Origin of the sequence: Bradyrhizobium sp. BR2003, assembly GCF_009720285.1 — a bacterium.
Lineage (GTDB): Bacteria > Pseudomonadota > Alphaproteobacteria > Rhizobiales > Xanthobacteraceae > Bradyrhizobium > Bradyrhizobium elkanii.
The window spans coordinates 395,943-418,636 of sequence record NZ_SMYJ01000026.1; the positions used below are offsets into that span (position 1 = coordinate 395,943).

Annotated in this window: 22 protein-coding genes; 9 read left to right on the plus strand and 13 right to left on the minus strand. The window is 65.4% G+C overall.

The window, feature by feature from the left end; all coding sequences use genetic code 11:
• Positions 1-424 precede the first annotated feature (424 nt).
• The 4 genes from E2I15_RS20880 to E2I15_RS20895 all read right to left on the minus strand — a co-directional run bounded on the left by E2I15_RS20880 (position 425) and on the right by E2I15_RS20895 (position 4,734).
• Positions 425-1,171, minus strand: a complete 747-nt coding sequence (locus E2I15_RS20880; protein WP_137480431.1) for a transporter substrate-binding domain-containing protein — start codon at positions 1,169-1,171, stop codon at positions 425-427.
• 157 nt (positions 1,172-1,328) lie between these two features.
• Entirely contained in the window at positions 1,329-1,754 is a 426-nt protein-coding gene (locus E2I15_RS20885) for a DUF4399 domain-containing protein (protein ID WP_137480429.1), read from the minus strand.
• A gap of 37 nt (positions 1,755-1,791) precedes the next feature.
• Positions 1,792-3,336, minus strand: a complete 1,545-nt coding sequence (locus tag E2I15_RS20890) for an SUMF1/EgtB/PvdO family nonheme iron enzyme (protein ID WP_137480427.1) — start codon at positions 3,334-3,336, stop codon at positions 1,792-1,794.
• 207 nt (positions 3,337-3,543) lie between these two features.
• Positions 3,544-4,734 (minus strand): MFS transporter, encoded by a 1,191-nt coding sequence (locus tag E2I15_RS20895; RefSeq protein WP_137480425.1) that lies wholly within the window; start codon positions 4,732-4,734, stop codon positions 3,544-3,546.
• 74 nt (positions 4,735-4,808) lie between these two features.
• On the opposite strand from E2I15_RS20895, the gene E2I15_RS20900 reads away from it, so the two are divergent.
• Both E2I15_RS20900 and E2I15_RS20905 read left to right on the plus strand, forming a co-directional pair.
• The gene (locus E2I15_RS20900) at positions 4,809-5,609 is read left to right on the plus strand and encodes an AraC family transcriptional regulator (RefSeq protein WP_170991625.1); all 801 of its coding nucleotides are present in this window, start codon (positions 4,809-4,811) and stop codon (positions 5,607-5,609) included.
• Between the two features lie 158 nt (positions 5,610-5,767).
• A complete protein-coding gene (locus E2I15_RS20905; RefSeq protein WP_137480421.1) occupies positions 5,768-7,120 on the plus strand; it encodes a malonyl-CoA decarboxylase in 1,353 nt (450 codons plus the stop codon).
• 16 nt (positions 7,121-7,136) lie between these two features.
• Here the strand turns inward: E2I15_RS20905 and E2I15_RS20910 are convergent, their stop codons facing one another.
• From E2I15_RS20910 to E2I15_RS20945, 8 genes are all read right to left on the minus strand, one after another.
• The gene (locus E2I15_RS20910; protein ID WP_137480419.1) at positions 7,137-8,198 is read right to left on the minus strand and encodes a hypothetical protein; all 1,062 of its coding nucleotides are present in this window, start codon (positions 8,196-8,198) and stop codon (positions 7,137-7,139) included.
• Between the two features lie 181 nt (positions 8,199-8,379).
• Positions 8,380-9,549 (minus strand): mandelate racemase/muconate lactonizing enzyme family protein, encoded by a 1,170-nt coding sequence (locus E2I15_RS20915; RefSeq protein ID WP_137480417.1) that lies wholly within the window; start codon positions 9,547-9,549, stop codon positions 8,380-8,382.
• A 154-nt stretch (positions 9,550-9,703) separates the two neighbouring features.
• A complete protein-coding gene (locus E2I15_RS20920) occupies positions 9,704-9,964 on the minus strand; it encodes a DUF3297 family protein (RefSeq protein WP_028332657.1) in 261 nt (86 codons plus the stop codon).
• On the minus strand, positions 9,961-10,437 hold the full coding sequence (locus E2I15_RS20925) for a glutathione peroxidase (protein WP_137480415.1): 477 nt from the start codon (positions 10,435-10,437) through the stop codon (positions 9,961-9,963). Before E2I15_RS20925 ends, E2I15_RS20920 begins: the two co-directional genes overlap by 4 nt.
• A 1-nt stretch (position 10,438) precedes the next feature.
• Positions 10,439-11,830, minus strand: coding sequence for an amidase family protein (locus tag E2I15_RS20930; RefSeq protein ID WP_137480413.1), 1,392 nt, complete (start codon positions 11,828-11,830; stop codon positions 10,439-10,441).
• Positions 11,831-11,956: 126 nt separating this feature from the next.
• Positions 11,957-12,526, minus strand: a complete 570-nt coding sequence (locus tag E2I15_RS20935) for a c-type cytochrome (protein WP_137480412.1) — start codon at positions 12,524-12,526, stop codon at positions 11,957-11,959.
• Between the two features lie 108 nt (positions 12,527-12,634).
• Positions 12,635-13,906 carry a PQQ-dependent sugar dehydrogenase gene (locus tag E2I15_RS20940; protein WP_137480410.1) on the minus strand — a complete coding sequence of 424 codons (1,272 nt, stop codon included), beginning with the start codon at positions 13,904-13,906 and terminating at the stop codon, positions 12,635-12,637.
• Between the two features lie 167 nt (positions 13,907-14,073).
• Positions 14,074-14,331 (minus strand): DUF6894 family protein, encoded by a 258-nt coding sequence (locus tag E2I15_RS20945; protein WP_016839844.1) that lies wholly within the window; start codon positions 14,329-14,331, stop codon positions 14,074-14,076.
• Positions 14,332-14,657: 326 nt separating this feature from the next.
• Between E2I15_RS20945 and pqqA the strand changes: the two genes are divergently transcribed.
• The 6 genes from pqqA (at position 14,658) to pip (ending at position 19,112) form a co-directional block, all read left to right on the plus strand.
• A complete protein-coding gene (gene pqqA / locus E2I15_RS20950; protein WP_035635412.1) occupies positions 14,658-14,738 on the plus strand; it encodes a pyrroloquinoline quinone precursor peptide PqqA in 81 nt (26 codons plus the stop codon).
• A 159-nt stretch (positions 14,739-14,897) separates the two neighbouring features.
• Positions 14,898-15,827, plus strand: coding sequence for a pyrroloquinoline quinone biosynthesis protein PqqB (pqqB, locus tag E2I15_RS20955; protein WP_137480408.1), 930 nt, complete (start codon positions 14,898-14,900; stop codon positions 15,825-15,827).
• A 20-nt stretch (positions 15,828-15,847) separates the two neighbouring features.
• On the plus strand, positions 15,848-16,603 hold the full coding sequence (gene pqqC, locus E2I15_RS20960) for a pyrroloquinoline-quinone synthase PqqC (RefSeq protein WP_137480624.1): 756 nt from the start codon (positions 15,848-15,850) through the stop codon (positions 16,601-16,603).
• A gap of 10 nt (positions 16,604-16,613) precedes the next feature.
• Entirely contained in the window at positions 16,614-16,922 is a 309-nt protein-coding gene (pqqD, locus tag E2I15_RS20965) for a pyrroloquinoline quinone biosynthesis peptide chaperone PqqD (protein ID WP_155262476.1), read from the plus strand.
• Positions 16,919-18,151 carry a pyrroloquinoline quinone biosynthesis protein PqqE gene (pqqE, locus tag E2I15_RS20970; RefSeq protein ID WP_137480407.1) on the plus strand — a complete coding sequence of 411 codons (1,233 nt, stop codon included), beginning with the start codon at positions 16,919-16,921 and terminating at the stop codon, positions 18,149-18,151. Before pqqD ends, pqqE begins: the two co-directional genes overlap by 4 nt.
• Positions 18,141-19,112 (plus strand): prolyl aminopeptidase, encoded by a 972-nt coding sequence (gene pip / locus E2I15_RS20975; RefSeq protein ID WP_137480405.1) that lies wholly within the window; start codon positions 18,141-18,143, stop codon positions 19,110-19,112. The genes pqqE and pip overlap by 11 nt, the downstream gene beginning before the upstream one ends.
• A gap of 65 nt (positions 19,113-19,177) precedes the next feature.
• Here the strand turns inward: pip and E2I15_RS20980 are convergent, their stop codons facing one another.
• Positions 19,178-21,559, minus strand: a complete 2,382-nt coding sequence (locus E2I15_RS20980; protein WP_137480403.1) for a caspase family protein — start codon at positions 21,557-21,559, stop codon at positions 19,178-19,180.
• Between the two features lie 184 nt (positions 21,560-21,743).
• Here E2I15_RS20980 and E2I15_RS20985 point away from each other — a divergent pair, with 184 nt between their 5' ends.
• A complete protein-coding gene (locus tag E2I15_RS20985) occupies positions 21,744-22,421 on the plus strand; it encodes a DUF4286 family protein (protein ID WP_137480401.1) in 678 nt (225 codons plus the stop codon).
• Positions 22,422-22,694: the final 273 nt, after the last annotated feature.

The window sequence follows — 22,694 nt, forward strand, 5'->3', positions numbered from 1 at the left end:
GGATTCAACGATTGCTCGAGACGCCCGGGCCGGGCGCCTTGATCCCCTCGCCTCGGCCAGCACTGGCCTAAAGCAATCCGGAGGACGGCAGTCGTCATTGACTGGTGCAGTCAAAAGCAATGGATGTGCCAAGCGGCGACGCTGGCGGTTGGCGTTAAATCGCTGTCAATGCAATGAGTTAGGCTGGTGGCGCAGGAACCGTGCGACGCGATGGCGCGGAATTATGCAGGATGCCCAGATGTCGCCCAGAGGATGCGCGCCCCTCGATCACCGTCATCCCCGCGCAAAGGCCTCGCCTTTGTCGCTGGAGGAGCCGCGGAACGGCGTCTCGAGGATGGACGGCCCGGCTGGTGGCCATCGACCCTTCGAGACGCGCTGCGCGCTCCTCAGGGTGACGGAGAAAGAGTCGATAGGCACCGCTAGTTCACTTCACCTCGGTGCGGACCGGCGCGCCCTTCAGCCCGTTGTTGTCGTAGGCCTTACGCAGCGTGCCGTTGCCAATCGCCTCCGTCATGAACCTGGTGGCGAAGGCCGCGGCGAGCGGATGGTTGAGCGGCACCGCGACCGCGGTGACGGTCTGCTTGAAGGTCTCGTCCAGCACGCGCGTGCCCGGGATCTTCTTCGCCATCGCATTGAGCTGATCGCGCGACAATGCGAACGCGTCGATCTCGCCGCTCTTCAGCAGATTGAAGATCTCGTCATAGGTCTGATAGCCCGTGACCTTGGCGTGCTTGAGATGGGCGATCGCGCCGCGCATCGTCGTGGTGGCGTTGACGGCGGCGACCCTGACGCCGTCCTGGTCGAGCGTGGCGAAATTCGTGATCGTCGAGCCGGGCTTGACGATATAGGTGGCGTCGGCAACCTCATAGATCGGCCCGAACGTCATCTTGGTCTCGCGCTCGGGATCCTTGGGCAGGAAGGTGATATCCCAGGTGTTCTTGGCCGCCGCGTCAGTGATCTGGCCGGAATTCTGATGCACAACATATTCGACCGGGATGCCGAGTTGCGCCGCCATCTCGCGGCCGAGATCGACGGGAACGCCCGCATAGCCGTTCTCGGTCTTGGTCGACCAGAACGCGCCGCCGGCCGGGCTGATCGCGATCGCGACCCGGAGCTTTCCGGTCGGCGCGATCTGATCCTTCAAGGCGTCGGCATCCGCTGAAGTGGCCATGACAATCACTCCCAGAACGAGGCCAGCCAGACGCAGCAGTCGAGACGACATCGGACGTCCTCCACGCCGAATCTCGCTGTCCGGCAGGCGCGCAAGAAACCGCACGGCGCGGCCTTGCGCAAGCGCCGGTTCCCGCAAGGGAGCTATCCGTATCGGGCTATCTGACGCGGATGGTGATCTTTTCGGAGACGACCGGCGGGCTGAATGGATAGTGCTTGGCGTCGCCCAGCACCAACTGCAAGGTGTGCTTGCCGGGCGCCAGATCGAGCTGCGTCTCGGTCTGGCCCGCACCGAAGTGCAGATGAGACTTGTCCGACGGAATCGGCTCATTCGGGTTCAACGGCTCATTCACGTCGATCAGAAGATGGTGATGGCCGCTGTTCGGGTAGTCGTCGCCGGCATGGGTGACGCCCATGTTGCGCAACCCGAAGCGGCACCAGAACGGGCTCTTGAGCTTGGCGCCGTCGCGCGGCCAGATGAAATACAGCTTGGTGTCCTTGCCGGCCGGCTTGTTCTGGGCGTCGGCCGGGGCCGCGAACAGCGTCAGTGCCGCAGCGAGCATGATCAAGCCTGCACGTTTCATAGCCCCTCCATGAAGCCTGGCGATCAGGGATGACCGCTCAGGGAGACAGCGCGACCCGGAAACCGTGGGTCGGATAACGAACATTGGTGTCGTAATTATCGCGATTGGCCGGACGCACATAGCGTGCGTCATTCTTCCAGGAGCCGGAACGGATGACATGCGAGGCGCAGTCGCCGCCGGACCAGACTGCACCGTCGGAAGGCGCGCCCTGGTAATTCCTGTGCCAGCAATCCTCGACCCACTGATCGACCCCGCCGCCCATGTCGTAGAGGCCGAACGGATTCGGCTTGAGGCTGCCGACCTTGGTCGGCTGTTCCGTGGCGGCATCACCGCCGCAATCCTTGCACCCGGCGTGGCCCGGTTGCATCTGGTCGCCCCACCAGTACTTCGATTGCGTTCCGCCGCGCGCCGCATATTCCCACTCGGCCTCGCTCGGAAGCCGGTAGGGCTTCTTGGTGCGCTCGGCGAGCCAGGTCACATATTGCTTCGCATCGCTCCAGCTCACATTGGTGACCGGAACGTCGTCCTTGCCGCTGGCCGTGAAGCCACAGGCCTTGGCCGCCGCGCAGGCGTTCCATTCGCGGACCGTGACCGGATATTTGCCCATGGCAAAGGGCTTGACCGTCACCCGGCGGATCGGCCGCTCGGTAGGATCGTCATTGCTTCCCATCGAGAAGCTGCCAGCTTGAAGCAAGACCAGTTCGGGCTCCGGCAGGTCCGGGGTGGGGCTCGCGGAGGGCGCAGGCTGAGGCGACGCTTGCTGCGTCGGTGCCGCCGGGGTCGGACTTGCGGTTTGCGTCGGAGCCGGGCTTGGTGCCGGCGGCTGGATGGCAGGCGATGCCGTCGGTGACGGAGGCGCCTGCGCCACGTCGGCCGGCTTGCCGCGCGGTTGCGCCAGCAGATACCACAGCACGCCTCCGGCGATGATCGCGACCGCCAATCCGAGCAGCGTGAGCAGAATGGACTCACGGCGCCTGCGCGTCCGTTGGTACGCGGCGGCATCCGGCAACACGCGATAAACCCGGACCGGATCGGTGATGTTCTTGACCTTGCGGTCGCCGAGCGATTCGTATCCGCAGACCATCTTGTGCTTGATCTGCTCGTAGATGCCGCCGGAGATGAAGACGTCACCCGGCGCCGCGATCCCTTCCAGACGCGAGGCCACGTTGACGCCGTCGCCATAGATATCGTCGGGCTCGATGATGACGTCGCCGAGGTTGACGCCGATCCGGTACTCGATCCACTGATCTCTGGCGATCGCCGCATTGCGGCCGATCATGTTCTGCTGGATCACGATGCTGCAACGGACGGCCTCGACCGGACTGTCGAACATCGCGATAAAGCCGTCGCCGGTGGTCTTGACCAGCTTGCCATGGTGCTCGGCAATGGTGGGCTCGATCAGATCGCGCAGGATCCGCTTGACGCGCGTATGGGTGCCTTCTTCATCGCGTTGCATCAACCGGCTGTAGCCGGCGATATCGCCGGCAACGATCGCGGCGAGGCGCCGCGGCATTGAATCGCCGGGAGGCTGTGTATTGTCGGGCTGTGACCGGCCTGACTTGAAGTCGCGAATTTCTCCCATGGCGCTCCGGCTGCTCCAAAAAAATTGCGTGCTCGAGGCGCAACCGGCGCCGTCGTCCCCGAGGCCCGCTTGAACCTACCACACCTTCGGGTTGGAACAAAGTTGGCGAACCGTGACCTGGTCACGGTTCGCCGGCGGTACCCGAGCGGCGCACCGCAGGTCGGCGCACGCATTGCCTCAACGGCAGATGGCGCAAAACGCCCCGTGTCAGCCCGCCTGCGTCGCTGGCGTCCGGATCTCCCGCGGCAGGATGATCGCGGCCGCGATCGCCAGCAGGCACAGTGCCGCGAAGGCGCGCAGCATCATCGAGAAGCCGCCCTGGTCGTACAGCCAGGCCACCAGGCCGACGGAAGCGCCGGCCGCGGTGAAGCCGACGAAATAGCGCACCGCATAGGCGCGCGAGCGCCATTCCTCGGTGGTGTACTTGCCGACCATGGCATCGTTCACCGTGACTTGGCCGAACGCGCCCATCACGATGCCGATCGAGACCACGATCAGCGGCAGGTTGGACAGGCTCGCCGCCAGATAGAGGAACGGCGCCAGCAGGAACGACAGCGGCAGCGCCACCGTCTTCAGCGAATATCGGTCGAGCAGCTTGCCGATGGTGTACTGCGTCATGGCGCCGAATACATAGACCCCGGCCGCGATCACGCCGAGCAGCGCCGGGCTCCTGGTCAGATCGGCGAGCCGTTCGGCGAACAGCTTCGGCAGCGCTACCGTCACCGCGTTGAAGGTGGTGGAGATCGCGATCACCACGATCAGCAGCGACAGCACCACGCGCCACATGTCCTCCTTGGCGACCCGCACCTGCGCGGCGGCCTGCCTGGAGCCCTTGCGGTCCTCATGCACCACCGTCATCGCGAAGGCGATGCCGATCAGCACGGTGACCGTGCCGGGCGCGATGAACGCCCAGCGCCAGCCGAGATACTGGCCGATCACGCCGGTGACCAGCGCCGACGAGGCAACGCCGAGATTGCCCCAGACGCCGTTGATTCCCATCTGGGCGCCGAGCTTCTCGGCATAGGAGACGATCATCGCGGTGCCGACCGGATGATAGATCGAGGCGAAGATGCCGATCGCCAGCAGCGCGGCGCCGAGCTGCAGCGGCGTCTGCACGAAGCCGACCGAGATCATCGACAGGCCGATGCCGACGAAGAAGATCACCATCATATGGCGGCGGCTCCAGCGGTCGCCGAGCCAGCCCGTGACCAGCGAGCCGGCGCCGAAGGCGATGAAGCCCGGGGTCGCATAGGGCAGCAGTTCCGAGTAGGCCATGCCGAGCGCCGGGCCCATGATGATGACAGCGGCGGCGAAAATCAGCATCGCGTAGTGATCGATGAAATGGGCGGCGTTGACGAAGGTGATCACCCGGCTGGGACTGTTGCTTGGACTGTTCATCGGCACGGCTCTCACGCGATTCTTCAATTGCTCGAAAATAGGTTATAGGTGCTTGTCCTGACGGGATGTCGCCAATGACTATCGCTGAGCCGCCAATAAGAGCCCTCCACCAGGACCGGCGCGTCACCGGGGACGGCGTGCATCTGGTGGCGCGCAGCTACCGCAAGGGCGTCCGGCTCGACCCGCACATGCACCGCGAGGCACAGCTGGTCTACGCCGCCAGCGGCACCATGCAGGTGACGACGCCGAAGGGGCGCTGGCTGGTGCCGCCGGACCGCGCGGTGTGGGTCCCTGCCCTGCTCCCGCACGCGATCGACGTGCTCGCCGACATCGAGATGCGCACGCTGTATTTCGACCAGGCCTGGCTGGGGCGCGAAAAGCGCAGCGACGGCCTCGACCACGAATTCGTGGTGCGGGTGTCGCCGCTGGTGCACCAGGCGATCCTGGCGCTGTTCGACGCCCCATGCGGACGCGAGCGCACCGATCTGTTGATCCGCCTCGTGATGCTGGAGCTGCACCAGGCCGAGGATTCCGCGACCTTCATCCCGCTGCCGCATGAGCCGCGCTGCCGACGTGCCGCCGACATCGTGCTGGCCGATCCGACGAAGGACCACGACATCGATGCGCTGGCGCGCGCGGTCGGCACCTCGGCGCGGACGCTGTCGCGGCTGTTCTCGGCGGAGACGCAGCTCTCGTTCAAGAGCTGGTGCCAGCGCGCCCGCATCGCGGCTGCGATCGAGCGCCTGTCGAGCACCGCGAACGTTTCGGTCAAGCAGGTCGCCTCCGACCTCGGCTATGCCAGCGTGCCGGCATTTTCCCACGCGTTCCGCCAGGTTACCGGCAAGACACCGACCGCGTTCGCGGAGAAAACGTGAACGGGATTTGCCACCGGGCGCAGCGACGACGAATTATACCGCTGTCGCGCTGCGACATATTTCCGTACGATCGATGCGCTTGATTGCAGTGCTCCCGACCTTAAATCCCGTGTAAGGTCCGGCTTCACTGGATACGACCTGCTGGATACGACCTGCTCATGGCCAATGCCTTCTTCTCCGATCTGCTCTCGACGATTTCCGAACGCGGCCGCGTCCTGCTCGGCCGCGCCAGCCCGGCCAACGACAAGCAGGATGCTTCCGAACTGCTGGAATTGTGCGAAGCGCTGCTGTCCGGCCGCGGCGAAGCTTCCGGCACCGCGATGGCCCGCGAGGTGCTCGACCGCTACCACCACCTCGATGCCGCCGGTCGCCTGTCGTTCTTCCAGACGCTGGCCCGCGATTTCGGCCCCGATCACGCCAAGCTGGCGCAGGCGATCGAAAGCTGGCGCGCCAAAGCCAATGGCGACGACGCAAGCGACCTGCATTTCGCCTCCGAGCCGCGCCGCCAGGAATTGATCCGCCGGCTCAACCGCGCGCCGGGCGGCACCGGCGAGCTGGTGTCGATCCGCTCGGATCTGCTTTCATTGATGAAGGGCAACAAGGACCTTGCCGCGCTCGATCGCGACGTGGTGCATCTGCTCTCGTCCTGGTTCAACAGGGGATTCCTCGTGCTGCGCAGGATAGACTGGTCGTCTCCGGCCAATATTCTGGAGAAGATCATCCGTTATGAGGCCGTGCACGAGATCCGCGATTGGGACGATCTGCGCCGCCGCATCGATCCGATCGATCGCCGCTGCTACGCGTTCTTCCATCCAGCGCTGGCCGATGAGCCGCTGATCTTCGTCGAGGTCGCACTGACCGAAACCATCCCGGGCGCAATCGCGCCGCTGCTTGCGGAAGAGCGCGAGCCGGTCCCGGTCGAGCGCGCCCGCACTGCGGTGTTCTATTCGATCTCCAACACGCAGCGCGGCCTTGGCGGCATCTCCTTCGGCAGCTTCCTGATCAAGCAGGTGGTCGAGGAGCTGCGCCGCGAATTGCCGAAGCTCGACAACTTCGTGACGTTGTCGCCGGTGCCGGGCTTCATGCAGTGGGTCAAGCAGGCCGACGACGTGCCGCTCACCGATGAGGACCGCCAGCTGCTGGAAAGCCTCGGCAAGCCCGACTGGTTCGAGAACGCCGAGCTCGCCACCCAGCTGCGCGCGGTGCTGGAGCCGCTTGCCGCCTACTATTTCCTGAAGGCGCGCACGCCGAAGGGACGACTGATCGACTCGGTCGCGCGCTTCCATCTCGGCAACGGCGCACGGCTGGAGCGGATCAACTGGCTCGGCGACCTCTCGCCCAAGGGCCTGCGCGAATCCGCAGGCATCATGGTCAACTACCTCTATCGCCTCGACGACATCGAGAAGAACCACGAGGCCTACGCCAACAACGGCGAGGTGATCGCTTCGAGCGCGGTGAAGAAGCTGTTGAAGGGCGAAGGCCGGCGGCTGCTGGACATGCGGCTGTCGTAAGCGGCGACGGCTCGCATCACGCAGTCGCGGACCGCGGCCGCAACGCCGCCGGCAGATGCGCGTCGATCCAGCCAGTGATCGCACGCTCGTTGCGATGGTAGAGCAGGCCGGCGGCGATCACGGCAATGCCGATCAGAGACAGCGAGAACGGAAACCACAGCGAGTCCTTGAACACGACGTCGGCAAGATGGCCGAGATAGAGGCAGATACCGAACGCACCGAACACCGCATAGGCGCGTCGCGACAGGATCACGGCGATCGCGATCAGGCCGACATTGAGCAGGCAGTAGACCGCTTTGCCCAGTTCGGTCGCGCCTTCGGACGCGGTGATTCCGCCCCAGAACGCCATCAGGCCGAACAGATGCAGCCAGAACGCAAAGTCGCCGTTGCGACTGCGATAGTCCACGATCCACGCCACCGCGAGCACGGCCAGCCCGAACCAGATCGACACCCTGCGGCGCATCTCGAAATCGGCGTGAGCCATGCCGCTGAACCACGGCGCCAGGTCCATCGACATGAACCACAGCGCGACCGAGATGATCGCGACGATGAAGGCGAAGCGGTAGTAGCGCAGCGCGACGATGCCGGCGGCGACGGTCGCAATCTCCATGAATATCCAGCTGCCCTTCACCCAGACGTAGAAGTCCTGCACGGTTCCCGGCTTGCCGAACTTGCCCCACCAGCCAAGCTCGTCCTGGATGCCGTAGACCGCGAGCGGCGCCATCGAGACCGCGATCGCGATCAGCAGGCCGCCGGGAACCCGCAGATTCTTCCGGTGCCAGAGATGGTGTCCTGCGAAGGTGAAACCGGTGGCGTAGGCGATCGCGCAGATCGTCAGCGCCCGGCCGCCCATCTGGGTGAAGGCCAGGGTCGAGAGCAGACCCATGGCACCGATCACGATGAGCGCGCCGGCGTACCAGAGCACGTGCGCGGCATCGAATTTGGCGGTGGGGCTAACATCGCCCGCCGGACCCTGCCCGGCGCTGCTCGTCAGGAAGGCAAGCAACCGTTCCAGATCGGCCGGGCTGATCACCCCGGCATTTGCGGCTTCCCGGAGATCCTTGGCTGAATATGGCATGCGGCACTCCTCACGGCCGGTTCCGCGCCTTCTCCCGATCATCCGGGAGAAAGACGCCCTGTTCTCATGAGTATATCCAGAAATGAGCAACGTTCAATAATTTCTTGAGCATCGCTCACAAAATTTTGCAAGCGGGCTCAAGCCACCCCGCGTCCGGTGGATCGGCGGTCGCTGGCCGGGCTTAGTCCGCCAGCGCCTTCATCTCCTTGTAGAGATCCGACTTGCCCTCGAAGCCGATGCCGGGAAGCTCGGGCATCACGATGTGGCCACCCTCGACGCGCACGCCGTCCGGGAAGCCGCCATAGGGCTGGAACAGGTCGGGGTAGCTCTCATTGCCGCCGAGGCCGAGGCCGGCCGCGATGTTCAGCGACATCTGGTGGCCGCCATGCGGGATGCAGCGGCTCGGCGACCAGCCGTGGGTCTTCAGCACCTCGAGCGTCCGCTGATACTCGCAGAGCCCGTAGGACAGCGCGCAATCGAATTGCAACCAGTCGCGGTCCGACCGCATGCCGCCGTAGCGGATCAGGTTCCGCGCATCCTGGTGGCTGAACAGGTTCTCGCCGGTCGCCATCGGGCCGGGATAGAACTCGGCCAGCGCCGCCTGCAGCGCGTAGTCGAGCGGATCGCCGGCCTCCTCGTACCAGAACAGCGGGTACTCGCGCAGCATCTTGGCGTAGGCGATCGCGGTCTCCAGATCGAAGCGGCCGTTGGCGTCGACCGCAAGCTGCGCCGCGCTGCCGATCTCCTTCAGCACCGCCTCGATGCGCTCGCGGTCCTCGGCGAGCGGCGCGCCGCCGATCTTCATCTTCACGACGTTGTAGCCGCGATCGAGATAGCCGCGCATCTCCTTGCGCAGCGCGCCGAGATCCTTGCCAGGATAATAGTAGCCGCCGGCGGCGTAGACGAAGACGCGCGGATTGGCGGTCAGGCCGTGACGCTCGGCGAGCAGCCGGAACAACGGCTTGCCCGCGGTCTTCGCCACCGCGTCCCACACCGCCATGTCGATGGTGCCGACCGCGACCGAGCGCTCGCCATGGCCGCCCGGCTTCTCGTTCGACATCAGCGTCGACCAGACCTTGTCCGGATCGAGATTGCAGCCATCGGCATCGAGCAGCGATTTCGGATCGGCTTCCAGCAGGCGCGGCGCAAAGCGCTCGCGGATCAGACCGCCCTGCCCGTAGCGGCCGTTGGAATTGAAGCCGTAGCCAACCACCCGCTTGCCGTCGCGCACCACGTCGGTGACCACGGCCACCAAGCTCGAAGTCATCTTGGTGAAGTCGATATAGGCGTTGCGGATCGGCGAGGAGATCGGTTTGGTCACCTCGCGGACGTCGACGATACGAACGGACATGGGGAGCTCTTCAACTTGCTGGCACGTCATTCCGGGATGGTGCGCAAGCACCAGACCTCAGATGCGCAGCGCGCATCGGGGAATCTCGAGATTCTCGGTGCGCAATTGCGCACCTGGGGGTTCGATGCTTCGCATCGCCCCGGAATGACGGTTGCTACTTCTTATCCCGGAAATAAGGCTCGACCGGCCCGTGCACCTTGATGGTGAGCGGATTGCCGTAACGGTCCTTGGCATTGCCGGCAGTGACCCGCACCCAGCCTTCGCTGATGCAGTACTCCTCGACATTGGTCTTCTCGACACCCTTGAATCGGATGCCGACATCGCGGGCAAGAATATCCGCGTTGTAGTACGGGCTGTTCGGATCGACCGAGAGGCGGTCGGGGAATTGGTCGTTGGTGTCGTTGTCGTCGCTCATAGCAGCGCCTCGATGTCCTTCCTCAATCCTTCGGGCCGGGCGGTCGGCGCATGCCGCGCCACGACCTTGCCGGCGCGATCGACCAGGAACTTGGTGAAGTTCCATTTGATCGCGGGCCCGAGCAGGCCCGACTTCTCACGTTTCAGGTGTTCGTACAATGGATGCGCACCTGAACCATTGACGTCGATCTTGGCGAACATCGGAAACGTCACGGCATAGTTGGTCTCGCAGAACGCGGCGATCTGCTTCGCATCGCCCGGCTCCTGCGCGCCGAACTGGTTGCAGGGGAAGCCGAGCACGGCAAAGCCGCGCGCCGAGAGGCCGGCGTGCAGCTCCTGCAGGCCCTTGTATTGCGGCGTGAACCCGCAGGCGCTCGCGGTGTTCACGATCAGCAGCACCTGGCCCTCGAACCGCTGCAGCGGCACGTCGTCGCCGGCAAGCGATTTCGCGGTGAAATCGTAGACCGTGACCATCTCAGCTCACCGGATCGATCGGCGACGACGGCGTGCCGCCGGCCTCGACCGCCTCGCCGGCGGCAAGGCAGAGATCCTCGCGGTAGCGTCCGGCCACCAGCTGCACGCCAACCGGAATCCGTCCGACGAGACCGGTGGAGACGACGAGCCCGGGAAGCCCCATGAACGGGATCGCGATCTGCGGCAGCTGCGCGTGCCACACCCGCGCGAACGACGCCTCGTCCTTGCGATCGAGATGGTCGGGGAACGGCAGCTCGCCGGACACCGGCATCAGCAGCACCGGATATTTGTCGAAGAAGGCGAACCATTCGCGCGTCAAGGTCGCGCGGCGGGTCAGCGCCTGCGACAGGTCGAACGGATGCACGCGGGCGCGGACGCCGCGCAGGCAAGCCAGTGCGCCGGGATCGCCCTCGCGCTCGGCGAAGGCGAGCTGGGCCTCATAGCCGTCGCCGAGCCAGAGCCGGGTCTGGATCTCGGCCGCCTCGCGCAAGGACGGCGTGTCGGCGATCTCCTCGACGATCCAGCCGGCCTTCTGCAAGCGCTTGCCGGCATCGGCCACCGCGGCGACCACTTCCGGCACCGGGTTGAGACCATCGGGATTGAGGCACATCGCAACGCGCTTCTCGCGCGGCGGGCCCTCGAGCGGCACCGGCGCATACCAGGGATCGCGATAGTCCGGCGCCGACATCGCCGCGAGCGAGATGCGCAGGTCGTTGACGGTGCGCGCCAGCGGGCCCGACACCGCGCTGATCTGCGGGCCGATCGGCCGCTCCGGCAAAGCCGAATTGAACGCCGGGATGCGGCCCATGCTCGGCCGCAGGCCGTGCACGCCGCAGGCATAGGCCGGATAGCGCACCGAGCCGGCGATATCGGTGCCGTGGGCGATATGCCCGATGCCGGCCGCGACCGCCGAGCCCGCGCCGCCGGACGAGCCGCCCGGCGTGATGCCGCCATCGCGCGGGTTCTTGGTGTCGCCGTGAATGAGGTTGGTGGTGAACCAGCGATATGAGACCGCCGGGCAATTGGTGCGGCCGAGCAGCACCGCGCCGGCCTTGCGCAGATTGGCGACCACCGGATTGTCGACCTTGGCGATGACGTCGCGCTGCGCCTTCAACCCGTTGGTGGTGGCGTAGCCCTCCTGGTCGACATTGACCTTGATGGTGACGGGCACGCCGGCGAGCGGGCCGACCGCCTCGCCGCGCGCAATGGCCGCATCGACCTTGGCGGCCTGCGCCAGCACGTCGTCCGGCCGGTGATCGACCACCGCGTTGAGCTTCGGGTTGACCGCATCGAGCCGGGCGAGCCCGGCCTCCGCCGCCTCCTTCGCCGACACCTTCTTCGATTTGATGAGGCTGGCGAGCTCGGCCGCCGACAGACGCCAAATATCCTGCATGTGACACTCCGTATGACGCAGGCTTTTTACAGCATGATCCGGAAAAGTGTGCAGCGGATTTTCCGAAAAGATCATGCTTACACGAGGCGCACGGAGAACATGGCCAGCGGCCATCCGCCTGATGGTTCAACGGACATGCGCGATGTAATAGGCAAGGTCGCCGATCTGCTCCTTGGTGACCGTCTGCATCACGTCGGCCATGGTGGCGTCATAGCCGTGGCGGCTGTTGTCCTTGTATTCGGCCAGCGTCTTGGCGAGATAGTCCTCGCGCTGATTGGCGATGCGCGGGACATTGTCCTTGCCGGAAAAATCGGTGTTGTGGCAGCTGTTGCAGCGGTTCTGCTGCGCCAGCGCCTGGCCGCGCGCCATCCGTGCCGGATCGCCGGCGTCCGCGGGCGGCGCGGGCTTCGGCAGGGTGGCGATGAAATCGGAGAAGGCGCGCAGATCGTCGTCGGTCATCGACTTCGCCATCTCGTTCATCGGCTCGAATACCCTGAGCTTCTCGCGGAACATGAAGAGCTGGATCAGCGCATAGGGCGCCGTCTGGCCGCCGAGCGACGGCGTGTTCTCGGTCTCCGAGGTGCCATGCTCGCCGTGGCAGGCGAAGCACGCCGCAGCGCGCTCCTGGATGGTCTCGGCATTTGCGGAGAAAACAGTTGAAGCAAGCAGGAGCGCTGGAATGTTCATCTTACGCATCGGTCGCTCCTGGCAATTTCGTCATTCCGGGGCGATGCGCAGCATCGACGAATCTCGAGATTCCGGGTCTGGTGCTAACGCACCAGCCCGGAATGACATCAGCGGTTGTTACTGATTGGCGACCTTCGGCTTGCCGTAGCTGACGCGATAGACCGCGCCGTTCCAGTCGTCGGAGACCAGCAGCGAGCCGTCCTTCAGCAGCATGACGTCGACCGGGCGGCCGACATACTTGTTGTCCTCGAGGAAGCCGGTCAGGAACGGCTCCATCGACTTCACCGTGCCGTCCTTGTTCAGCCTGACGGCGACCACGTCACCACCCTGCTTCTGCGACTTGTTCCAGGAGCCGTGGCGCGCGACGAAGATCACGTTCTTGTAGGTCTTCGGGAACATGTTGCCGGTGTAGAAGCGCATGCCGAGCGAGGCGGTATGCGGACCCATCAGGCCGACCGGCGCGGTGTAGTCCTTGCAGTTCTTGCCCCAGCCGAGCTCCTGGTCGATGATGTTGCCCTGGTAACAGTACGGCGCGCCGAAATCCTCGCCCGCCTTGGTGACGCGGTTGAGCTCGTCTTCCGGCACGGTTTCCGACAGCCAGTCGCGGCCGTTGTCGGTGAAGTACATCTGCTTGTTCTCGGGATTCCAGTCGAAGCCGACCGTGTTGCGCACGCCGAGCGCATAGACCTCGGCGCCGGAGCCATCGAGATTCATGCGACGGATCTGGCCGTGGTCGGCGTCATGCAGCACGTTGTTACCGGGCTGGCCGACCGGAACATAAAGCTTGTTGTCGGGGCCGATGGCGATGAACTTCCAGCCATGCGCCTCGTCCTTCGGCAGCTTGTCGTAGATGACGGTGGGCTTCGGCGGATTGTCCAGATTGTCCTCGATCTTGTCGATCTTGGACACCTTCGAGAGCTCGGCGATGTAGAGCGTGCCGTCCTTGAAGGCGACGCCGTTCGGGCGGTAGAGGCCGGAGGCGATCACCTTGACGGAGCGTTTGCCGTCCTTGTTGACGATCGCATAGACCTTGTCGACGAGCCGGCTGCCGACGAACACCGTGCCCTTGTCGCCGAGCGCCAGCGAGCGCGCATTGGCCATGCCGGCCGCATAGACCTCGACATTGAAGCCGGCCGGCACCTTGAGCTTGGCGAGCGGCAGCTTGTCGGGCGCGGACGGCAGCGGCGGCGGCGCCACCGGCGCGAGCTTGGCGGCAGCCTCATTATCGGGACGCCCGATCAGCGGCGAGCCAGGCGGCAGCGGCTGGGCGGCCGGGGCGGCGCCTGCCGCCGGCGCGGCCGGCTGTTGCGCCGCAGCAGAGAGCGTGAACGCCCCGAGCATGGCCCCCGCGAGCAGCAAGCTGCGCGGTGCGAACGAGTGTTTTTTCATGATGATCTCCCCTGGGTGGAAGCCGTTTTTGATTGCGCCATTGACGTCACGCGGCGCCGTTCGGCTTACCGTTCATAGTCTTGCGAATTTGTCCGGACAATTGCAATCGGAAACATGCTGGCATCGGCCAACGCATGGTTGTGACCACGCGGGCGGGCCAGCGCGCGTCAGTGCCTTGTCATCGAGCGATCCGGGCGGTCGAGAATCGCCTCCGTGAATGGAAACTCCAGCACGATCTCGCCCTCATCGTCCGTCACCTCGATCACGGCGCTGAGCAGCGCGCCGTCGGCGCCCTCGGTCTTGAGCAGTTCGCGAATCATCGCGCGCGCCATCTCCCACGCGCGATCCGGATCCCGCAGGATTTCGCCGTCGGGATCGGAGATCAGCTCGTCGCCGATACGGGTATTGAAGAAATAGCGTGGCATCGGCTGAACTCGGCTCGGTTAGTCGCCTCCCGTCACGGGGAAGCACAGGATCGTCACCAGGACCTTCGGAGGACCGCGGGGCTACTGTCTACTTATTCCAACATCACCATTCACCGTGTGGCGAACAACAGGAAAAAGGTCTGATGCCACGGGCTTTTGACGGGAAATGCGCGCACAAATTTGTGAGTGGGCAGAACTTGCCTGCCGCGGTGCAGCATGCCTTGCGAGGCGGCACCTTACAGAAAATTTAACTGGCGAACTTTTCCAACCACAGTAGTTTACTCTGCAGGGCGGAAAGTTCGTCCGGTTGCAACAAGGAGAGCCAAATGGCCTGGAAAGCACCGAAGATCGTGGAAGTGTCGGTCGGCATGGAAATTAACATGTATATGTGCGCAACCCGCAAGTAAGCGGCAGCGCCCCATACACGTTTAGCGTTTTAGCGCAGGTGGACATCCGGGCGTAACGCGCTCCCGAGCAAGGGAGTGTGTTTCAAATCCGGGGTCCACCTCGTAATGTTTCTGGGTCCAACAGACTTCTCCAGGCCAAGCTTCTCCAGGGGACGGATCATGCTTCGTGTCGTCGTCCTGGGTGCCGCGGCGGGTGGCGGCGTTCCGCAGTGGAACTGCGGCTGTGCCGTCTGCAGGACGGCGCGAAGCGACCATCCCGAACTGCAGAGCACACAAGCCTCGATCGCCGTCAGTGGCGATGGGGTGCACTGGTTCCTGGTCAATGCGTCCCCGGATCTGCGCCAGCAGTTGATTGCCACGCCACAGCTGCATCCGAAGCACGGCGCATTGCGCCATAGCCCGATCGCGGGCGTCATCCTCACCAATGGCGAGATCGACGCGGTCGCCGGGCTGCTGTCGATGCGTGAGGGCTCGCCGTTCACGATCTACGCGCATGAGCGGGTGCTTGCGATCCTGCGCTCCAACAGCATCTTCAATGTGCTCAGCGACAAGAACGTCGACCGCCGGCCGATTGCGGTCGACGAGACCTTCGAACCGGCCCTGCCCGACGGATCGCCGTCCGGGCTCGAGGTGCTGCCGTTCGAGGTTCCCGGCAAGGGCGCGTGGTACCTCGAGGGCAAGGCGCATCCGGCGGGCGCCGACGGCGTCGGCGATACGCTCGGCCTGCGTATTGCGGACAGGCGCAGCGGCAAATATTTCTATTTCCTGGCCGCCTGCGCGCGGGTGACTGACGAGCTGAAATTCCGGCTGAAGGGCGCGCCGCTGGTGTTTTTCGACGGCACGGTGTGGCGCGACGACGAGCTGATCTCGGCGGGCCTTGGCAACAAGACCGGCCAGGGCATGGGACATATCTCGATGTCTGGCGATCAGGGTGCGATCGCAAGCCTCGCCGGGCTCGACATCGGACGAAAAGTGTTTTTGCATATCAACAATTCCAACCCGGCGCTGCTTGGGACCTCGGCCGAACGCAGGGCGGCCGAACAGGCGGGCTGGCAGATTCCCTCCGACGGAACGGAGATCGTGCTGTGAATGTCGTGCCTACAAACGGAATGACCGCGCTCTCGATCGGCAAGGGCATCACGCTCGACAGTGCCGAGGAGATGGAGACGACGCTGCGCACGATCGGTGCCACGCGCTATCACAGCCTGCACCCGTTCCACCGCCTGCTGCACGGCGGCAAGCTCAACAAGGGCCAGGTCCAGGCCTGGGCGCTGAACCGCTATTACTACCAGAGCACGATCCCGCTGAAGGACGCGATGGTGATGACACGCTTCCGCGACCGCATGACACGAGTCGAGTGGCGCCATCGCATCGAGGATCATGACGGCGACCTCGGCAGCGAGGGCGGCATCGAGCGCTGGCTGAAGCTGACCGAGGGCCTCGGCCTCGACACGGCCTATGTCGAGTCCACCGAAGGCATCCTGCCGGCGACGCGCTTTGCCGTGGAAGCCTATGTCCATTTCTGCCGCGACCGCACGCCGCTGGAGGCGATCGCCTCCTCGCTCACCGAATTGTTCGCGCCGAACCTGCACGAGGAGCGCATCTCGGGGATGCTGAAGCACTACGACTTCGTCAATCCCGACATCATGAGCTATTTCAGCCGCCGCCTGACCCAGGCGCCGCGCGACGCCGGCTTCGCGCTTGACTACGTCAAGCAGCACGCCAGGACGCCCGCCGAGCGCGAGGCAGTCTGCAACGCGCTGATCTTCAAGACCAACGTGCTGTGGGTGCAACTCGATGCGCTCTATTACGCCTATGTCGACGGCCAGATTCCACCCGGCGCCTTCGTGCCGAAGGCAAGTTAGGGACGACATCATGGCCAGCCGCAACATCAGCGTCAGCGAAACCAGCCGGCCGCAACTGCCGCGCCATACCAAGCTGAAATTCGACGAGACGCGGCAGGTCTGGGTGATCCTGGCGCCGGAGCGCGTGCTGGCACCGGATGACATCGCGGTCGAGGTGCTGCAACTCTGCGACGGCATGCGCAGCGTCGCCGCGATGGTGGACCAGCTTGCGGAGAAATACGCCGCCCCGCGCGAGGCGATCGCGACCGACGTGATCGCCATGTTGCAGGATCTGGCCGACAAGGGCTTTCTGACCGAAGCGCGCGAGAGCACAGCATGAGTGACACGCTCGCCGACAACAAGACAACGACAGCAGGCCCAACCGACGGGCTCGCGGTGCTCGAGCAAACGCGCTCGGCGGCCGAGACCTACGGCATTCCCCTTGCGGTGCTGCTCGAGATCACCCACCGCTGCCCGCTGCAATGTCCCTATTGCTCCAACCCGGTCGAGCTCGACCGCGCCTCGACCGAGCTCACCACCGAGGAATGGAAGAAAGTGCTGAGTGAGCTCGCCGAGCTCGGCGTGCTCCAGGTCCATTTCTCCGGCGGCGAGCCGACTGCGCGCAAGGACATCGTCGAGCTGGTGCAGCACGCGACCGATGTCGGGCTCTACTCCAACCTGATCACCTCGGCGGTGCTGCTGACGAAGGACAAGCTTTCGGCGCTGGCCGATGCCGGCCTCAGCCATGTGCAGATCAGCTTCCAGGGCAATGAGCCTATCGTCGCGGATCGTGTCGCAGGCCTGAAGGACGCGCACCGGAAAAAGCTCGAAGTCGCGAAATGGACCCGCGAGCTCGACATGCCGCTCACGGTGAATGCGGTGATGCACCGGCAAAACCTGCATCAGCTGCCCGACATCATCCAGATGGCGGTCGACCTCGACGCCGACCGGCTCGAGGTCGCCAACGTGCAGTATTACGGCTGGGCGTTGAAGAACCGCGCCGCGCTGATGCCGACGATCGAGCAGATCGAGGAGACCAGCCGCATCGTCGAGGAAGCCCAAATGCGCCTGAAGGGCACGCTCGCGATCGACTATGTGGTGCCGGATTATTACGCGCTGCGCCCGAAGAAATGCATGGGCGGCTGGGGCCGCCAGTTCTTCAACATCTCGCCGGCCGGCAAGGTGCTGCCGTGCCACGCCGCCGAAAGCATCACCGGGCTCGAATTCGAATCGGTGCGCTCGAACCATTCGATCGCCTGGATCTGGCAGAACTCGGAGGCCTTCAACCGCTATCGCGGCACCGGCTGGATGCCGGAGCCGTGCAAGTCTTGCGAATTCCGCGAGGTCGATTACGGCGGCTGCCGCTGCCAGGCCTTTGCGCTGACCGGCGATGCCGGCAACACCGACCCCGCCTGCGCGCTGTCGCCGCGGCACGAGGAGATCTTCAAGCAGGCCGAGCGAGAGGCGGCCGCCCATCTGGACCGTTTCATCTACCGCAACTTCGCCGGCGGCACGCTGGAGACGGACGAACGCCAGAACGAATCCCGGGACAAGCGCAATGGCGCCTGACGCCGACATCGGCAAGGCCGCGAGGCGTGCCGATCCCTTTGCGCCGCTGACGTCGGAATGGCTCGATGTCGGCGACGGCCACGACCTCCATGTCGAGAGCGTCGGACGTGAAGGCGGCATTCCCGCGGTCTATCTGCATGGCGGCCCCGGCAGCGGCTGCCAGCCCGATCATCGCCGGCTGTTCGATCCCGAGCGCTTTCACGCCGTGCTGTTCGACCAGCGCGGCTGCGGCCGCAGCCGGCCGAAGGGCAGCCGCGACAACAACACGACGCAGCACATGATCGCGGACATGGAGAAAATCCGCGAGCGGTTCGGCTTCGCGCGCTGGATGGTGGTCGGCGGCTCCTGGGGCGCGACGCTGGCGCTGGCCTATGCGCAGGCCCATCCCGAGCGGGTCAGCGGGCTGGTGCTGCGCGCGACCTTTCTCGGCACAGCCGAGGAGCTGGACGACGTTTTCCTGCGCGCCTTGCCACGCTTCTATCCCGCCCTCTCCGAGGACTTCCTCAACTTCCTGCCCGAGAGCGAGCGTGCATCGCCGCTTACGGCCTATTATCGCCGCATCCTCGATCCCGACGCCACCGTGCATGCGCCGGCCGCACGCGCCTGGCACGACACCGAACGCGCGTTGTCGGAGCACACGCCGAAGCAGACGCGGCTCGACCTCAAGGCTTCAGGCGCCCTGCCCTCGACGCCGTTCATGGAGGCGCACTACTTCGCCAACAATTGCTTCATGCGGCCCAACCAGCTGATGGACGAGGCCGGCCAGCTCGCCGGCATTCCCGGCATCCTGGTGCAGGGCCGCTATGATCTGTTGTGCCCGCCCGCAACATCGCACGCGCTCGCCGCGCGCTGGCCGGGCAGCGAGGTCCGTATCGTCGATGGCGCCGGCCACATCCTCTACGATCCCGGCATCCGCAACGCTGTGATGAAGGCGATCTCCGACATCGCCGGCAAGGGATAGGCCGCCGCAGCAACGCCCTCGACATCAGGAGCCGGTGAAGACCTCGACCGGCTCCCTTGCTTCTCTCAATGCTTGCACTTGCCGGGCGGACATGCCGGCGCTGCCCGTGGCGCGGGCGCAGGCCTTGGCGGCGCCGCCATTCGCGGCGGCGGTGCTGCGCGTTGCGCCTGCATCGCCGGCCGTGGCGGCGGCGGCGCAACGTGCGGGGCCGGCGCCGGACGCGGCGCAACGGCGGCGGCGCGCGGCGGCGGGGCAACCGGCCGCGGCGGCGGAGCTGCGGCCCGCACTGGCGGAGCGACGGCATGGACCGGCGGAGCTGCCGCGTGCGCCGGCGCGGGCCGGGAGACCGGCGCCGGCGACACCGCGGCGTGCGGGGGTGCCGGACGCGCGGCCGGCGTCGGCCGTGTCGACATCGCGCGGTTCGCCGGTGACGGCGGCGCCGAGGGCTTCACGTTTGCGGTCGGCGCGGTCGCCGCATGCGGGAGCGGTTGCGCGCCCGGCTTGCCGGCGGTCGCCGGCGAGGCCGGCGCGTTTGTTGCCGGGGCGACACCGGGCTTGGCCGCAGGAGCAGGCTGCGCATTGGCAGGCGCCATCGCGGTCGCCGGCTTGCCCGGCACCACCGCATTCGGCTTTGCCCCCGGTTGCGCGGCGCCGGGTTGCGCGGCTGCCGGCGGTACAGCGCCATGCTGCATGGCATTGGCCGGTGCGGTCGCCGACTGCGGCAGCGGCGGTCCATTCTTTGCGCCCGGCAGGGTATGCGCACCCGGTGTGCCCGGCGCGCCCATCGCATTCGGTGTGGCGGCAGCGTTCGGAGTGGCTGCAGCGTTCGGTGCCGCAGCAGCGTTTGGTGCGGCGCGCGAGGCTCCCATCGCAGCGCCTTGCGCGGGCGTCGCGCCTTGCGGAGCGCCGGGTCGCGCCAGATTGGCGCGCTGCATAGCAGCGGCCGGCAGTCGCGGTGCCGCCGTCACCGGCGCGCCGCCCATCGCCGCCGTCACCCCGGCCGCATGGAGCTGCGCCGGCGTCGGGTTCGGATTGTTGATGACCGTGTTGATGACGGTGGTGTTGTGGATGTTGTTGAACACGATGTTGTTCTGCGGCGGCACGACATAGGCCGGTGCGGCAACATAGGCCGGCATCGCCACGAACATCGGCGTCGGCAGCACGTACAGGCCGATCGGTGGCGGCGGGGGCGGCAGCACGACGAAGTCCGGCGGCGGCGGCGGCAGGAAGACCACCGGCGGCGGCGGGGGCGGTGCGAAGTCGAACACCGGATCGCTGTAGTACAGCACCGGACGGTCGACATAGACGACCTCGTCGGGCGGCGGCGGCGGCACGTCGTAGTCGAGCACGGTGAACTGCGGCGGCGGCTCGAGCGCAGCCGACAGATAGGCGAGCCGGCGCCGGGCGTCGTAGGCATGCGGTCCGCGCGGATAACGCCGCAGGTACGACCAATACGCATCAGGCGTGTCGGCGCTGTAGGTGCGTCGCCAGGTGATCGCCTCGCGCCGCGCCGCCACGATCGCGCGCACGCGCTTGGCCAGCGGATCGCTCGGATAGGCCTGCAGATAATCCTCGTAGCCCTGCAGCGTGTCGCGCTCCAGCGCCGCGGCGTAGGCATCCTGCGCCGAGAAATCGCGGATCGGCTTGGTGCGCAGCCCGGCATCGACCTGCTGCGGCGGCGCGTCCGGCTTGCGCTCGAAGAACATGAAGGGCGCGTCGACCTTGTGCGCATCCCACGGGATCTCGGCGCCCTTGGTCATCTCGTTGACGCGCAGGCGGACGCGGTCGAACACCTCGGGCAAGGTCAGGCCGCCGGTGCGGATCATTTCCGCCAGCGCTTGCGCGTAGGGCCCGTAGGGCGGGGCACCGTCAGGGGCAACGGTGCCGGGCGCCGAATTGAAACCGATCAGCATCTTCGGATCGGGATCGACCAGCGCAAGACCGCCGGCCAGCGGCGGGCCTTCCTTGGCGAAGGGATTGCTGCGCGCCGCATCGAGCACGATCACGCCGGCCTTGATCGGCAGCGCCGAGAGTTGATGGCTGTAGTCGGAGATGCGGATCGCCTCGACCGGCACGTCGGTGTCGCGGGCGATCTTGGCGTCGACCGGGACGAAGTAGTTCTCGCCGGTGAGCTGCACGCCGTAGCCGGCGAGATAGACGAAGGCGACGGCATTGGGCCCCGCCTCCTGCACCTTCTGGATGAAATCGCGGAACGATTTGCGCAGCGTCTCGCCATCGAGATCGCGCGCGCCGGTCACGTCGAATCCGGCGGCCTGCAAGGTCTGCGCGATCAATCCGGCATCGTTCGCGGCGGTCTGCAACGCGCCAGCCTCATAGGCGCCGTTGCCGACGACAAGTGCGAGACGCTTCTCCTGATCCTGCGCATGCACGGGAAGCGAGGCGAGCGACACCAGACCGACGATCAATGCCCACAGAATGCGTGCCATGGTGGTCGTCCCTTTTCTTCTCGAGAGTTGGTGTAACGAATGAAATGCTACCTCTGTGAACCGGTGCTGAACAGCATTGCAGCAATTGTGGCAATCCTTGGTCTGCGGTGCCGGGAACCGGCTTCCCTGGTCCACGCGATCAGGCGATATTGCGTGGATAAAACAGGCAAAAAAGGAGCACTCGATGCCAATCGCCGGACAAGGCATGCTGCTGACCTCGATGGATATCGACAGCTTGCACGAAGCTGAGTTCAATCGCTGGTACGACCGCGAGCATCTCGAGGAACGGGTCGCCATCGACGGCTTCCTGGAAGCCCGCCGCTACGTCGCCCATGACGGCAAGCCGAAATATCTCGGCCTCTACTCGACCGCGACCTTCGACGTGCTCGAGAGCCCGGCCTATCGCAAGGCGCTCGCCAACCAGACCGACTGGTCGAAGGCCAACATCGCGCGCTTTCAGAACATGATCCGCGGGGTTGCGCGCATCACGATCAGCCGCGGCGTCGGCAGGGGCTCGGCCCTCGGCATCATCCGCCTGCGCCCGCCCGCCGAAGGCGCGGACAAACTCCGCGCTGCTTTGCGGGAGCAACTCGATCCAGCTTCGCGCGACGGCATCGTCTCGATGCACCTTCTGGAGAACGACCCTGACCTGTCGAAGCCGCTGACGCCGGATGCGGAGAAACCCGATCCCGGTGCCGGCGACTGGTTCGTGCTGATCGACGCCACCGATGTCAGCGCGGTCCCTGCGGCCGCTACAGCCATCACCGGCAATGCCGCGTTGAAGCCGCTCGTGGTCACCAGCGGCGTCTACAGGCTGTTGTGGGATATCGCGAAGAGCGATCTTCCACGCGAGCAAACCTGATCCGGAAACGTGCGCAGCGGTTTTCCGAAAACATCTTCTCAACAAGCCGGCGGGCGCAGATCATGCTGCACCGCCACATAACGCAATCGAGATTAACGCTACACGCGCATCAGCCGCGCGAAAGCTGATGGTCGGACAATTTAGCCTTTGCCTTCCCTGGAACGGCTCTAATAAGATAAGCCTATGATCCAATTCAAAAACCAGAACAACGCCACGTGAGCGTTCGTCGTCAACGATAAGGCCGCGCGGGTCTGGCATTTTCGCGCGGGTCAA

Bases quoted from the DNA above. Each gene is read 5' to 3' on its own strand.
- E2I15_RS20885 (WP_137480429.1), bottom strand. From the start codon at position 1,754: ATGAAACGTGCAGGCTTGATCATGCTCGCTGCGGCACTGACGCTGTTC.
- E2I15_RS20895 (WP_137480425.1), bottom strand. From the start codon at position 4,734: ATGAACAGTCCAAGCAACAGTCCCAGCCGGGTGATCACCTTCGTCAAC.
- E2I15_RS20920 (WP_028332657.1), bottom strand. From the start codon at position 9,964: ATGAGCGACGACAACGACACCAACGACCAATTCCCCGACCGCCTCTCG.
- E2I15_RS20890 (WP_137480427.1), bottom strand. From the start codon at position 3,336: ATGGGAGAAATTCGCGACTTCAAGTCAGGCCGGTCACAGCCCGACAAT.
- pqqC (WP_137480624.1), top strand. From the start codon at position 15,848: ATGACCGCGCTCTCGATCGGCAAGGGCATCACGCTCGACAGTGCCGAG.
- E2I15_RS20900 (WP_170991625.1), top strand. From the start codon at position 4,809: ATGACTATCGCTGAGCCGCCAATAAGAGCCCTCCACCAGGACCGGCGC.
- E2I15_RS20985 (WP_137480401.1), top strand. From the start codon at position 21,744: ATGCCAATCGCCGGACAAGGCATGCTGCTGACCTCGATGGATATCGAC.
- pqqD (WP_155262476.1), top strand. From the start codon at position 16,614: ATGGCCAGCCGCAACATCAGCGTCAGCGAAACCAGCCGGCCGCAACTG.
- pqqE (WP_137480407.1), top strand. From the start codon at position 16,919: ATGAGTGACACGCTCGCCGACAACAAGACAACGACAGCAGGCCCAACC.
- pqqB (WP_137480408.1), top strand. From the start codon at position 14,898: ATGCTTCGTGTCGTCGTCCTGGGTGCCGCGGCGGGTGGCGGCGTTCCG.
- E2I15_RS20905 (WP_137480421.1), top strand. From the start codon at position 5,768: ATGGCCAATGCCTTCTTCTCCGATCTGCTCTCGACGATTTCCGAACGC.
- E2I15_RS20910 (WP_137480419.1), bottom strand. From the start codon at position 8,198: ATGCCATATTCAGCCAAGGATCTCCGGGAAGCCGCAAATGCCGGGGTG.
- E2I15_RS20935 (WP_137480412.1), bottom strand. From the start codon at position 12,526: ATGCGTAAGATGAACATTCCAGCGCTCCTGCTTGCTTCAACTGTTTTC.
- E2I15_RS20880 (WP_137480431.1), bottom strand. From the start codon at position 1,171: ATGGCCACTTCAGCGGATGCCGACGCCTTGAAGGATCAGATCGCGCCG.
- E2I15_RS20930 (WP_137480413.1), bottom strand. From the start codon at position 11,830: ATGCAGGATATTTGGCGTCTGTCGGCGGCCGAGCTCGCCAGCCTCATC.
- E2I15_RS20945 (WP_016839844.1), bottom strand. From the start codon at position 14,331: ATGCCACGCTATTTCTTCAATACCCGTATCGGCGACGAGCTGATCTCC.
- E2I15_RS20940 (WP_137480410.1), bottom strand. From the start codon at position 13,906: ATGAAAAAACACTCGTTCGCACCGCGCAGCTTGCTGCTCGCGGGGGCC.
- E2I15_RS20925 (WP_137480415.1), bottom strand. From the start codon at position 10,437: ATGGTCACGGTCTACGATTTCACCGCGAAATCGCTTGCCGGCGACGAC.
- pip (WP_137480405.1), top strand. From the start codon at position 18,141: ATGGCGCCTGACGCCGACATCGGCAAGGCCGCGAGGCGTGCCGATCCC.
- E2I15_RS20980 (WP_137480403.1), bottom strand. From the start codon at position 21,559: ATGGCACGCATTCTGTGGGCATTGATCGTCGGTCTGGTGTCGCTCGCC.
- E2I15_RS20915 (WP_137480417.1), bottom strand. From the start codon at position 9,549: ATGTCCGTTCGTATCGTCGACGTCCGCGAGGTGACCAAACCGATCTCC.
- pqqA (WP_035635412.1), top strand. From the start codon at position 14,658: ATGGCCTGGAAAGCACCGAAGATCGTGGAAGTGTCGGTCGGCATGGAA.